Genomic DNA, 11,730 nt, shown 5'->3' with positions numbered 1-11,730 from the left:
CTGATAGAAACAGAAGCCACTGGAGCACCTCAAAAACACCATCATACACTAAATCAGTAAGTTGGCAGCATCACCGGCGCTGAATACCTGGGGCACTAACTTCCATCAGATTATTATGGATACCATCTCGACGCCGCTGGCATCGTTGGGTAGCGTGGTCGGCTGGGCGTATGTGATCTTTGTTCCGCTGCTGTGGTTCTTCGGTATTCACGGCGCACTGGCGCTGACCGCGCTGGACAACGGCATTATGACGCCGTGGGCGCTGGAAAACATCGCCACCTATCAACAATATGGCTCCGTCGAAGCGGCGCTGGCAGCCGGTAAGACCTTCCATATCTGGGCCAAGCCGATGCTGGACTCCTTTATTTTCCTCGGTGGCAGCGGTGCAACCTTAGGCCTGATCCTGGCTATCTTTATCGCTTCTCGCCGTGCTGATTATCGTCAGGTGGCAAAACTGGCGCTGCCGTCGGGCATCTTCCAGATTAACGAACCGATTCTGTTTGGCTTGCCGATTATCATGAACCCGGTGATGTTTATCCCGTTTGTTCTGGTGCAACCGATTCTGGCGGCAATTACTCTGGCGGCGTACTACATGGGCATCATCCCACCGGTGACAAACATTGCACCGTGGACCATGCCAACTGGTCTGGGAGCCTTCTTTAATACTAACGGTAGCGTCGCCGCATTGCTGGTCGCACTCTTCAACCTTGGCATCGCAACGCTGATATATCTGCCATTTGTCGTGGTGGCAAACAAAGCGCAGAACGTGATTGATAAAGAAGAGAGCGAAGAAGATATTGCTAACGCCCTGAAATTTTAATCGATGCCGGTACGGGCAATCGTGCCGGTAAGAATAGAGAGGAACGATGTATGATGGATCTCGATAATATTCCTGATACGCAAACGGAAGCTGAGGAACTGGAAGAAGTGGTGATGGGGCTTATCATCAACTCCGGACAAGCGCGCAGCCTGGCGTATGCGGCGCTGAAGCAGGCGAAGCAGGGTGATTTTGCAGCGGCAAAAGCCATGATGGATCAGTCGCGGATGGCCTTGAATGAAGCGCATCTGGTACAGACGAAACTGATTGAAGGCGACGCGGGCGAAGGCAAGATGAAAGTGAGTCTGGTGCTGGTTCACGCCCAGGACCATTTAATGACTTCCATGCTTGCACGTGAACTGATTACCGAATTAATTGAGCTTCATGAAAAACTGAAGGCATAAGGAGTCGATGATGCAGCCAGTGATTAATGCGCCGGAAATTGCCACTGCCCGTGAACAGCAGTTGTTTAATGGCAAAAATTTCCATGTGTTTATCTACAATAAAACGGAAAGTATTACTGGATTGCATCAGCATGACTATTATGAATTTACCCTGGTTTTAACTGGTCGTTATTTCCAGGAGATTAACGGTAAGCGCGTGTTGCTGGAACGGGGCGATTTTGTTTTTATTCCGTTAGGATCACACCATCAAAGTTTTTATGAGTTTGGTGCCACGCGCATATTGAACGTTGGGATCAGTAAACGTTTTTTTGAACAGCATTATTTGCCGTTGTTGCCTTATTGCTTTGTTGCTTCACAGGTTTACCGAACTAATAATACTTTTCTTACCTATGTGGAAACTGTGATTTCTTCATTGAATTTCAGCGAAACCGGTCTGGAAGAATTTGTTGAGATAGTCACTTTTTATGTCATTAACCGTTTACGTCATTACCGCGAAGAACAGGTGATTGATGATGTGCCACAGTGGTTAAAAAGTACGGTTGAAAAGATGCATGATAAAGCGCAGTTCAGTGAAAATGCGCTGGAAAATATGGTGATATTATCGGCTAAATCGCAGGAGTATTTGACGCGTGCGACTCAGCGATATTATGGCAAAACGCCGATGCAGATTATTAATGAAATCCGCATTAACTTTGCCAAAAAACAACTGGAAATGACCAACTATTCTGTGACTGATATTGCATTTGAAGCCGGTTATAGTAGCCCAAGCCTGTTTATTAAAACGTTTAAGAAACTAACATCTTTTACACCAAATAGTTATCGTAAGAAATTGACTGAATTTAATCAGTAGCTATTGTCACTGATCATTAAATTTACATGCGTGCCTTATTTATCCTGGGGAGACCGGGATATTCCTGACGTAGAGGCAGGTATGAAGAATATCAGTATTTCCTGATGAAGGGAGAAATTATGAGCCAGAAATTAAAAGTCGTCACTATTGGTGGCGGGAGTAGTTATACCCCGGAACTGCTGGAAGGGTTTATTAAGCGTTATCACGAATTGCCAGTGACTGAATTATGGCTGGTAGATGTCGAAGGTGGTAAGGCAAAACTGGATATTATCTTTGATCTCTGCCAGCGAATGATCGATAACGCTGGTGTACCGATTAAACTTTATAAAACGCTTGATCGTCGTGAGGCGCTGAAAGGGGCTGATTTTGTCACTACCCAACTGCGCGTAGGTCAATTACCAGCACGCGAACTGGATGAACGTATTCCGTTAAGTCATGGTTATCTTGGCCAGGAAACTAATGGTGCGGGTGGCCTGTTTAAAGGTCTGCGCACCATTCCTGTGATTTTTGACATCGTAAAAGATGTCGAAGAACTTTGTCCGAATGCGTGGGTGATCAACTTCACTAACCCGGCGGGAATGGTCACTGAAGCGGTTTATCGTCATAGCGGATTTAAACGCTTTATCGGCGTATGTAATATTCCGATTGGCATGAAAATGTTTATCGGCGATGTTTTAGCCTTGAATGAGAACGATGATTTATCTATCGATCTGTTCGGCCTGAACCACATGGTGTTTATTAAGGATGTGTTGGTAAATGGCAAATCACGTTTTGCCGAATTGCTCGACGGCGTGGCGTCAGGGCAGTTAAAAGCGTCTGGCGTAAAAAACATTTTCGATCTGCCGTTTAGCGAAGGCTTAATTCGGGCACTGAACCTGTTGCCGTGTTCCTATTTGCTTTATTACTTCAAGCAAAAAGAGATGCTGGCGATTGAAATGGGTGAGTATTACAAAGGCGGCGCGCGTGCGCAGGTGGTACAGAAAGTCGAGAAGCAACTCTTTGATCTGTATAAAAACCCGGATCTGAAAGTGAAACCGAAAGAGCTGGAGCAGCGCGGTGGAGCTTATTACTCTGATGCAGCGTGCGAAGTCATTAACGCTATCTACAACGACAAGCAAACGGAACATTACGTTAATATCCCGCATCATGGGCATATTGATAATATTCCGGCAGACTGGGCGGTAGAAATGACCTGCACGCTGGGGCGCGATGGCGCGACGCCACATCCGCGCATTACGCATTTCGATGACAAAGTGATGGGGCTGATTCACACCATCAAAGGCTTCGAGATTGCGGCCAGCAACGCAGCACTTAGCGGGGAATTTAACGATGTGTTACTGGCGCTAAACCTTAGCCCGTTGGTGCATTCCGATCGCGATGCTGAGTTGCTGGCGCGTGAGATGATTCTGGCGCATGAGAAATGGCTGCCAAATTTTGCCGACTGCATAGCAGAACTCAAAAAAGCACATTAACCGGGGCTGATTATGGAACGCTTACTGATTGTTAATGCCGATGATTTTGGCTTAAGCAAAGGTCAGAACTACGGCATTATCGAGGCCTGTCGAAACGGTATTGTCACGTCAACGACGGCGCTGGTGAATGGTGAAGCTATCGACCATGCGGTGCAGTTGAGTCGTGATGAACCGAGCCTGGCAGTTGGGATGCATTTTGTTCTCACCATGGGCAAGCCGCTGACTGCAATGCCGGGTTTAACCCGCGAAGGCGTGCTGGGGAAGTGGATCTGGCAACTGGCGGAAGAAGATGCTTTACCGCTAAAGGAAATTGCTCAGGAACTTGCCTGTCAGTATCTGCGTTTCATTGAGCTATTTGGGCGCAAACCTACACATCTTGATAGCCATCATCATGTGCATATGTTCCCGCAGATTTTCCCGATTGTGGCAAAGTTTGCGGCTGAAGAGGGGATTGCGTTGCGCATCGACCGTCAGCCATTATTTAGCGATGGTGATTTACCCGCTAAATTGCGCAGTTCGCAGGGCTTCAGTAGCGCGTTCTATGGTGAAGAGATTAGCGAGTCACTGTTTCTGCAAGTGCTGGATGATTCCAGCCATCGCGGTGAACGTTCGTTGGAAGTGATGTGCCATCCGGCGTTTGTCGATAATACAATTCGCCAGAGTGCTTATTGCTTTCCACGGTTAACGGAGCTGGAAGTGTTGACATCAGCATCGTTGAAGTATGCCATTGCCGAGCGGGGTTATCGGTTGGGTAGTTATCTTGATGTGTAAGGAAGTTTGTAAAGTCACTCCCCTGGGGGAGTGACTTTATTCATATTTACGCCGGAATTTTATCAATCTTAGGAATACGTGACCATACGCGGTGCGCTGCCATTAGCGTTAATAGTTCATCCATAAAACTACCGTCGGCGCTGTCGGCTTCCACGATCCCTTCTTCACCCTGGTCATCAACCTTGATTGTCGCCTTAAACTTGCGTGCGTCTCCTGCCAGCGCAATCGGTTTAAGGTGTTTGTAGGCTTCCATCAGGTAATAGTTTGCATCGCCGTTGTCGGCAATATCGGCGATATTGCCGCAAGGGACAATCACCGCATCGACCGTCAGCGATGGTGCCCCGGCAAAGGTAGCGGCTATTGGCAGCACCGTACCGTCATCGGCAGTCACTTCACCCATCCGCGAATAAAGCAGTTTGGCATGAACGCCTTTAGCTTTCAGCGCCTTGAGGATTGACAGAAGGTCTGCCGATCTCACTTCATCATTAAGCAAAATCGCTACCACACGACCTTTCACATCACCATCAGGAATGGCATACAGACTCAACGCAGGATCTTTTATCAGCCCGTTTACGTCAGGTGGCGGCGTAATATTCAGCTGATCGTCAGTCAGTTCGATACCGAGATTTTTTGCTACCGCCTGCGCCAGAGTCAGATCAATATGCGCCAACTGGTCAACGACGCGTTCACGAATATAAGGTCGTACAACTTTGCTTAACTCAAAGCTGAAACCATCGACAATATGGCGTTGCTCGAACGGCGTCTGACTTAACCAGAACAGGCGCGGATGCGAATAGTATTCGCCAAATGATGGGCTGCGCTCCCGCACTTTATTGCCTTCCACGCGCTCCTGGTATGATTCAAATCCACCGCGTTTTGGCCCCGGCGGCGTTTCGCGCGGCCAGTTATCGTTGATCGAGTTCGGTTCGTAATTCGCCGGGTTAGTGTCGATTCCCATCCGATGCATACCGTCACGCTGGAAATTGTGGTACGGGCAGGTAGGGCGATTAATCGGAATTTCATGAAAATTCGGCCCGCCAAGACGGCTGATTTGTGTATCGGTATAGGAGAACAAACGCCCCTGCAACAGCGGATCGTTGGTGAAATCCAGACCGGGGACAATATGACCAGGATGGAAAGCTGCCTGTTCGTTTTCGGCAAAGAAGTTATCCGGGTTACGGTTAAGCACCATTTTGCCGACGCGCTGAACGGGGACTAACTCTTCCGGGATGAGTTTCGTTGGGTCAAGCAGGTCGAAGTCGAATTTGAATTCATCTTCTTCGGGGATCAACTGGAAGCCCAGTTCATACTCCGGGAAGTCGCCTGCTTCAATGGCTTCCCACAGTTCGCGGCGGTGGAAGTCTGGATCACGTCCGGTAAGTTTCTGCGCTTCATCCCAAACCAGCGAGGCTTTACCTGCCAGTGGTTTCCAGTGGAAACGCACAAAGGTTGCTTTACCTTCGGCGTTAATCAGGCGGAAGGTGTGAATGCCGAAGCCTTCCATGGTGCGGTAACTGCGTGGTATTCCGCGATCTGACATCGCCCACATCACGTTGTGGAGCGTTTCTGGTTGCAGGGAAACATAATCCCAGAAGGTGTCGTGGGCGCTTTGCCCTTGCGGAATTGCCCAGTGCGGTTCTGGTTTTACCGCATGAACAAAGTCCGGAAATTTGTGTGCATCCTGAATAAAGAAGACAGGCGTGTTGTTACCCACAAGATCAAAAATGCCTTCTTCGGTATAGAACTTGGTGGCGAAACCACGGATATCACGCACCGTATCTGCCGAACCTGCGCCACCCTGAACGGTAGAGAAACGCACGAACACCGGGGTAATTTTGTTCGGATCTGACAGGAAGTCGGCTTTGGTTATATCGCTTAAGTTTTTATATGGCTGGAAATAACCGTGAGCGGCTGACCCACGCGCGTGAACGATACGTTCCGGGATACGTTCATGGTCGAAGTGGGTGATTTTCTCGCGCAGAATAAAATCTTCCAGCAGCGTTGGACCACGGCTACCGGCTCGCAGGGAGTTTTGATCGTCGGCGATGCGCACGCCCTGATTAGTGGTCAGCGCATAATTTTCACTGCCTTTGCGTACGTCTTCCAGAGAGTTTAGTTTTTCGTTACGCGTATCAGGAGCTTTCAGACTCCCAGGGGCGGTAGGTTGTGCGCCTGGCGGGGTCGGTTCAGCCGCTGGACGATGAGATCCGTCTTCAGGTGCCAGTGAGTCCATTCCCGGTTTCGCTTCGCTGGAGTCGTGTAGTGGTGACTGGTGCTGATGTGGGTTCTTTTCGTTATGTTGCGACATTGAACTCGTCTCCTTAATTCATTACTGAAAGGGCCGCTGTTTTGGTCAAAAAACCCTCTAACTATAGACCATCAGGGTGATCTCGCTCTGGAAGCGGTGCCAGAGAAGGTATTCGGGAATATACGCAAAGCAGGACGGACGGGGGGTAAATCAGCTAAACTACAATTTTTCTGATTTTTAATATGCGTTTAGTGAAGCCAGTAATGAAGAAACCGCTACGTCAGCAAAACCGCCCGATTATTAGCTATGTTCCTCGCACGGAACCTGCGCCGCCAGAACATGCGATTAAGATGGATTCGTTTCGCGATGTCTGGATGCTGCGTGGCAAATATGTTGCGTTTGTGCTGGTTGGGGAATCATTCTTGCGCTCACCTGCGTTTAATGTGCCGGAGTCGGCTCAGCGTTGGGCTAATCAGGTGCGCCAGGAAAATGAGATCGAAGAATAAATAAACGCCTGTCGAAGGACAGGCGTTTTGCGTTATAAACCAGGATTAACGGTGTGCCAGTTCGGCGTCGTCTTCGCTGTCCAGAATGGACTTATCGGTTTGCTTAAGCCACTGGCTGGTCAGCGTACCTGCGGTCATTGAGCCGCTCACGTTCAATGCAGTTCGACCCATATCGATAAGCGGTTCAACGGAGATTAACAAAGCCACCAGCGTTACCGGCAAGCCCATTGCTGGCAGAACAATCAACGCGGCGAATGTCGCACCACCACCAACACCTGCAACACCGGCAGAACTGACGGTAACAATACCGACCAAAGTTGCAATCCACATCGGATCCAGCGGGTTAATACCCACCGTTGGCGCTACCATTACGGCCAGCATTGCCGGATACAACCCGGCACAGCCGTTTTGACCAATGGTCGCCCCGAAAGAGGCGGCAAAACTGGCGATAGATTCAGGAACACCCAGACGACGCGTTTGTGCTTCAACGTTCAGTGGAATAGACGCAGCACTGGAACGGCTGGTGAAAGCAAATGTCAGCACCGGCCACACTTTGCGGAAGTATTTCAGCGGGCTGACGCCATTAATACCCAGCAGAATGCCATGCACCGCAAACATAATGATAAGACCCAGGTAGGACGCGACAACGAAGCTACCCAGCTTAATGATGTCTTGCAGGTTGGAACCGGCAACCACTTTGGTCATCAGCGCAAGCACGCCGTAAGGGGTGAGTTGCATGACCAGGCGAACCAGTTTCATCACCCAGCTTTGCAGTGTGTCGATAGCTGTTAAGACGCGTTCACCTTTCGGCGCATCATCTTTCAGCAGTTTCAGCGCAGCTACACCCAGGAATGCCGCAAAAATTACCACGCTGATAATTGATGTCGGATTCGCACCGGTCAGATCGGCAAACGGATTTTTCGGGATAAAAGACAGAATAAGTTGCGGAACACTTAAATCTGCGACTTTACCGACATAGTTGCTTTCAATAGCGTTCAGGCGAGCAGTCTCAGCGCCACCCTGAACCAGACCTTCAGCAGTCAGACCAAACAGGTTAGTCACCAGCACTCCAACCAGCGCCGCAATCAGCGTGGTAAACAGCAGCGTACCGATGGTCAGAAAACTGATTTTGCCTAACTGAGATGCGTTATGCAGGCGAGCAACTGCACTCAGAATAGAGGCGAATACTAACGGCATAACGATCATTTGCAGTAGCTGAACATAGCCGTTACCGACAATGTTAAACCACTGTACAGAATCTTTAAGTACCTGGCTGTCAGAACCATAAATGGTATGCAGAGCAAGGCCAAAGACCACGCCCATCACCAGACCCACCAGCACTTTTTTTGCCAGACTCCACTGTTTGTGGCGGGCCTGAGCCAGCACAAACAGCAGAACAACGAACACTACGATGTTCGCAATTAATGGAAAGTTCATCCCCGTTCTCCTGATCTTATTATTTCTATCACTGTGTAACAGTCATAGTGTTGGCGCAAGATTAACAGAACTGTGAGCTGGCTCTTATATTCAAATGGAATTGCTTATTCCAGAAAGGTGATTTTTGCCTTTTTAGTATTCAATCTGGTGCTTAATAAGGCGATGAAACTGGATCTGCAAGGTATTGATCATTTGCGATGACCAACGAACCGCGCTGTTTTCAGGCAGGGAATGGGGCATCCACACCGACCAGACAAATAATGCCATGCAGAGAAAACGTTCCAGCTGATTGCCCTTTTGTGGCACCAGAATTGGCAGGCGAAAGCGCCAGCGACACGGCCAGAGCAGGGGAACACCAGCCGGTGTCAGCATATCGGCAAGAATATGACTCAAATAACCCAGCACCATACCTTGCAGTGCATCAGCCGGAATAAACCAGCTTTCCGGCACCTTGAGATAAAAGGTTGCCAGCAGGGCAAATACAGCCAGCAAACTGTGGGTAAATCCACGGTGTCCAAATGCGCGGGCAATGGGTTTTGATATCCACCTTAATCGCTGCCCAAGAAACGATTTTGGGTGGTCGATGTCCGGTAACAGACACGTTAAGATCGCGGAAGGGACAATATGCCACCAGTCACCCTGTGCCAGCACGGGCGTCAGCTCGGCATTTTTGGCAAATACCGCACAAGCAATAGAAAAGAGAAGGTGACCTTCCGCCGTCATGATAAAACTCACTAAACTGTCGATACGTACAGTATAGGATTTTTATACAGTGCGCGGAAGTGGTGACGGTGTAACTCTTTATCACAAAATGATGATAAATCCGCCAGTTGAATAAGAATTCAGATAAAAAGCCAGGGGCAGTTATGGCACTGCCCGATTTTATTAGCCGAGGAGGTCGGTCGCGGTCAATTCGGTGAGAGAGGAAAGTTTTACGTTCGCCAACACAAAACGGGGATCATTTTGCGCTTCGGGCGCGGGGACGACGATAGAACGCATACGTGCCGCTTTAGAGGCGATCATGCCGTTTACAGAGTCTTCCAGCGCCACGCAGGCGAGAGGATCAACGCCCAGTTTTGCTGCACAGTCGAGATACACTTGTGGATGCGGCTTGCTGTAAGGCAGCTTTTCGGCGGAGGCGAGGGCATCGAAACTATCACGTAAGTCAAACATGGTCAGTACTTTCTCCAGCATATGTAACGGTGACGCGGAGGCCAGACCTACCAATAATCCTTGTTCTTTGCATAGCGCAACGGCCTCACGCACACCAGGCAGTAATGGTCGTGTCTCTTCAACCAGTGAAATGGCACGGGCAATAACCCGTTCAACTACCTCCTGACGACTCGGCCCATTCCACGGTTGCCGGGCATACCACAGATCGACCACCATATCGATGCGTAAACCTAAGGTGTCCGGTAGCTCGTTACGACGGGAGATATCTACCCCCAGGCTTGCCATCACATCCAGTTCGGCTCGATCCCATAAAGGTTCTGAGTCGATAAGTAATCCATCCATATCGAAAATTGCAGCAAGAATCTGACGCGGGGTTGACATTACAACCTCTCCTTTAGAGCATTATGTGTAAGGTATTAAGCAGTGCTTATGATTAAGTGCCTATCATATCGCCTTTAAAGAATGGGCGAAAACAGATATCTACAGGTAAACTAATTGAAACGACGCGTCTTAATCAAGGAGAACTCATGACGTATCAACAAGCTGGACGCATTGCTGTTTTGAAAAGGATTTTGGGTTGGGTGATTTTTATACCGACACTTGTTTCCACGTTAATTTCCTTGCTGAAGTTTATGAATGTCCGGCAAGAATCCCAGGAAGGTATCAATGCTGTAATGCTCGACTTTGCGCATGTCATGATCGATATGATGCAGGCGAATACGCCTTTTCTGAATCTGTTCTGGTACAACTCACCGACGCCCAATTTTAATGGTGGCGTGAACGTTATGTTTTGGGTGATTTTCATCCTGATATTTGTGGGGCTTGCGCTGCAAGACTCTGGTGCCCGTATGAGCCGCCAGGCGCGCTTTTTGCGCGAAGGTGTTGAGGATCAACTCATTCTGGAGAAGGCTAAAGGGGAAGAGGGGTTAACGCGTGAACAGATTGAGTCACGCATTGTTGTGCCACACCATACTATTTTCTTACAGATTTTCTCACTCTATATCCTGCCGGTAATTTGTATCGCTGCGGGGTATGTGTTCTTTTCTTTGCTTGGATTTATTTAAGCAAAAGGCCGCATGGGGCGGCCATTATCATCAATCCACATCACGCTGCTAACAATCTATCCAGTGACTGCTGGGCAATAACCAAATGCTGCCCGCCAAACAACCTTGCACGGTTAAGCAACGTGTAGAGTTGGTAAATTGGTTGACGTTCGAGGAAATCTGCCGGTAGCGGTGAAACGGACTGATAGCCGTCATAGATTTGTGGCGGCTGTTCGGTATGCAGTGGCAACATCGCCAGATCGCACTCTCTGTCGCCCCAGTAACAAGCAGGGTCGAATATATACGGCCCCTCCGGGCCCAGAGCGCAGTTTCCAGACCATAAATCGCCGTGTAACAGTGATGGCTGTGGCTGATGAGAGCTCAGGCGTTGCTTAATATGCTCGACGATGGAGTCGATATTGCCGAAGGCGATCCCTTTTTCTGCTGCCAGTTCCAGTTGCCAGCCAATACGTTGTTCAGCAAAGAACGTTGACCAGCGACGTTGCCAGGTATTGGGTTGTGGAGTAGTGGAAAGTGCGTTATCGAAATCGAGGCCAAATTGCGGCTGGTCACTCCATTGATGCAGGTGCGCAATTTGCTGTCCTAAAATAAATGCGTTATGTGCATCCAACGGGCGGGGCGGGAGATAGTCCATCACCAAAAAACTGTAGTCGCGGTCAGCGCCAACAGCCCAGACTTTAGGCACGCTGACGGTTTTACTGCGCGACAGTAATTCCAGCTGGTCGGCTTCGGCGGTAAAACCGGAAAGCAGTTCCCTTTCATCACATTTGACGAAAAAGTCACGTCCTGCGTAGCGTAAATGCCATGCGGCATGGACTTCTCCGCCAGGCAGTTCATTACGCAGTTCGATTTCGCCTTCACCTAACTGCTCGCTCAAAAGACGACTGATTGCCTGCCACATGATGTATCTCCCATGTTGTCTGCCAGATCATAAGGTTAGCGCAGGAATGCGGTGCAAAAACACGAGCTAACGCACACCACAGACTGA

At 49.2% G+C, this 11,730-nt stretch carries 11 protein-coding genes and 1 pseudogene; 7 read left to right on the top strand and 5 right to left on the bottom strand.

Annotated features, from left to right (window positions below; genetic code table 11):
* Window positions 1-76 precede the first annotated feature (76 nt).
* The 5 genes and pseudogenes from FC814_RS16765 to chbG all read left to right on the top strand — a co-directional run.
* Window positions 77-820 (top strand): annotated as a pseudogene (locus tag FC814_RS16765) (PTS transporter subunit EIIC); the annotation flags it as partial.
* Between the two features lie 50 nt (window positions 821-870).
* A complete protein-coding gene (gene chbA, locus FC814_RS16760) occupies window positions 871-1,221 on the top strand; it encodes a PTS N,N'-diacetylchitobiose transporter subunit IIA (protein WP_000968919.1) in 351 nt (116 codons plus the stop codon).
* 7 nt (window positions 1,222-1,228) lie between these two features.
* The gene (gene chbR, locus FC814_RS16755) at window positions 1,229-2,071 is read left to right on the top strand and encodes a transcriptional regulator ChbR (protein WP_170967951.1); all 843 of its coding nucleotides are present in this window, start codon (window positions 1,229-1,231) and stop codon (window positions 2,069-2,071) included.
* A 119-nt stretch (window positions 2,072-2,190) separates the two neighbouring features.
* Window positions 2,191-3,543, top strand: a complete 1,353-nt coding sequence (gene celF / locus FC814_RS16750) for a 6-phospho-beta-glucosidase (protein ID WP_032225306.1) — start codon at window positions 2,191-2,193, stop codon at window positions 3,541-3,543.
* Between the two features lie 12 nt (window positions 3,544-3,555).
* Window positions 3,556-4,314, top strand: a complete 759-nt coding sequence (chbG, locus tag FC814_RS16745; protein ID WP_085460659.1) for a chitin disaccharide deacetylase — start codon at window positions 3,556-3,558, stop codon at window positions 4,312-4,314.
* Between the two features lie 46 nt (window positions 4,315-4,360).
* Here chbG and katE read toward each other — a convergent pair whose 3' ends face one another.
* Window positions 4,361-6,622, bottom strand: a complete 2,262-nt coding sequence (gene katE / locus FC814_RS16740; protein ID WP_085460660.1) for a catalase HPII — start codon at window positions 6,620-6,622, stop codon at window positions 4,361-4,363.
* 182 nt (window positions 6,623-6,804) lie between these two features.
* Between katE and cedA the strand changes: the two genes are divergently transcribed.
* On the top strand, window positions 6,805-7,068 hold the full coding sequence (gene cedA / locus FC814_RS16735; protein WP_001241547.1) for a cell division activator CedA: 264 nt from the start codon (window positions 6,805-6,807) through the stop codon (window positions 7,066-7,068).
* Between the two features lie 45 nt (window positions 7,069-7,113).
* On the opposite strand, the gene tcyP is transcribed toward cedA, so the two are convergent.
* From tcyP to hxpB, 3 genes are all read right to left on the bottom strand, one after another.
* Window positions 7,114-8,505 (bottom strand): cystine/sulfocysteine:cation symporter, encoded by a 1,392-nt coding sequence (gene tcyP, locus FC814_RS16730; RefSeq protein WP_001010734.1) that lies wholly within the window; start codon window positions 8,503-8,505, stop codon window positions 7,114-7,116.
* A gap of 132 nt (window positions 8,506-8,637) precedes the next feature.
* On the bottom strand, window positions 8,638-9,228 hold the full coding sequence (locus FC814_RS16725; RefSeq protein ID WP_137326204.1) for a metal-dependent hydrolase: 591 nt from the start codon (window positions 9,226-9,228) through the stop codon (window positions 8,638-8,640).
* A gap of 162 nt (window positions 9,229-9,390) precedes the next feature.
* Window positions 9,391-10,059 (bottom strand): hexitol phosphatase HxpB, encoded by a 669-nt coding sequence (gene hxpB / locus FC814_RS16720; protein ID WP_000106829.1) that lies wholly within the window; start codon window positions 10,057-10,059, stop codon window positions 9,391-9,393.
* Window positions 10,060-10,205: 146 nt separating this feature from the next.
* Here hxpB and FC814_RS16715 point away from each other — a divergent pair, with 146 nt between their 5' ends.
* A complete protein-coding gene (locus FC814_RS16715; protein ID WP_000222184.1) occupies window positions 10,206-10,742 on the top strand; it encodes a YniB family protein in 537 nt (178 codons plus the stop codon).
* Window positions 10,743-10,782: 40 nt separating this feature from the next.
* Here FC814_RS16715 and FC814_RS16710 read toward each other — a convergent pair whose 3' ends face one another.
* Window positions 10,783-11,643, bottom strand: coding sequence for a fructosamine kinase family protein (locus tag FC814_RS16710; RefSeq protein WP_000267674.1), 861 nt, complete (start codon window positions 11,641-11,643; stop codon window positions 10,783-10,785).
* Window positions 11,644-11,730: the final 87 nt, after the last annotated feature.

The organism is Escherichia sp. MR, assembly GCF_005280595.1.
Lineage (GTDB): Bacteria > Pseudomonadota > Gammaproteobacteria > Enterobacterales > Enterobacteriaceae > Escherichia > Escherichia ruysiae.
Note: the sequence above shows the minus strand (reverse complement) of the source record. Positions and strands in the feature narration are given on the sequence as shown.

Excerpts from the sequence above, each read along its gene's own strand:
- chbA (WP_000968919.1), top strand. The coding sequence starts at position 871 with ATGATGGATCTCGATAATATTCCTGATACGCAAACGGAAGCTGAGGAA.
- chbR (WP_170967951.1), top strand. The coding sequence starts at position 1,229 with ATGATGCAGCCAGTGATTAATGCGCCGGAAATTGCCACTGCCCGTGAA.
- celF (WP_032225306.1), top strand. The coding sequence starts at position 2,191 with ATGAGCCAGAAATTAAAAGTCGTCACTATTGGTGGCGGGAGTAGTTAT.
- chbG (WP_085460659.1), top strand. The coding sequence starts at position 3,556 with ATGGAACGCTTACTGATTGTTAATGCCGATGATTTTGGCTTAAGCAAA.
- katE (WP_085460660.1), bottom strand. The coding sequence starts at position 6,622 with ATGTCGCAACATAACGAAAAGAACCCACATCAGCACCAGTCACCACTA.
- cedA (WP_001241547.1), top strand. The coding sequence starts at position 6,805 with ATGCGTTTAGTGAAGCCAGTAATGAAGAAACCGCTACGTCAGCAAAAC.
- tcyP (WP_001010734.1), bottom strand. The coding sequence starts at position 8,505 with ATGAACTTTCCATTAATTGCGAACATCGTAGTGTTCGTTGTTCTGCTG.
- FC814_RS16725 (WP_137326204.1), bottom strand. The coding sequence starts at position 9,228 with ATGACGGCGGAAGGTCACCTTCTCTTTTCTATTGCTTGTGCGGTATTT.
- hxpB (WP_000106829.1), bottom strand. The coding sequence starts at position 10,059 with ATGTCAACCCCGCGTCAGATTCTTGCTGCAATTTTCGATATGGATGGA.
- FC814_RS16715 (WP_000222184.1), top strand. The coding sequence starts at position 10,206 with ATGACGTATCAACAAGCTGGACGCATTGCTGTTTTGAAAAGGATTTTG.
- FC814_RS16710 (WP_000267674.1), bottom strand. The coding sequence starts at position 11,643 with ATGTGGCAGGCAATCAGTCGTCTTTTGAGCGAGCAGTTAGGTGAAGGC.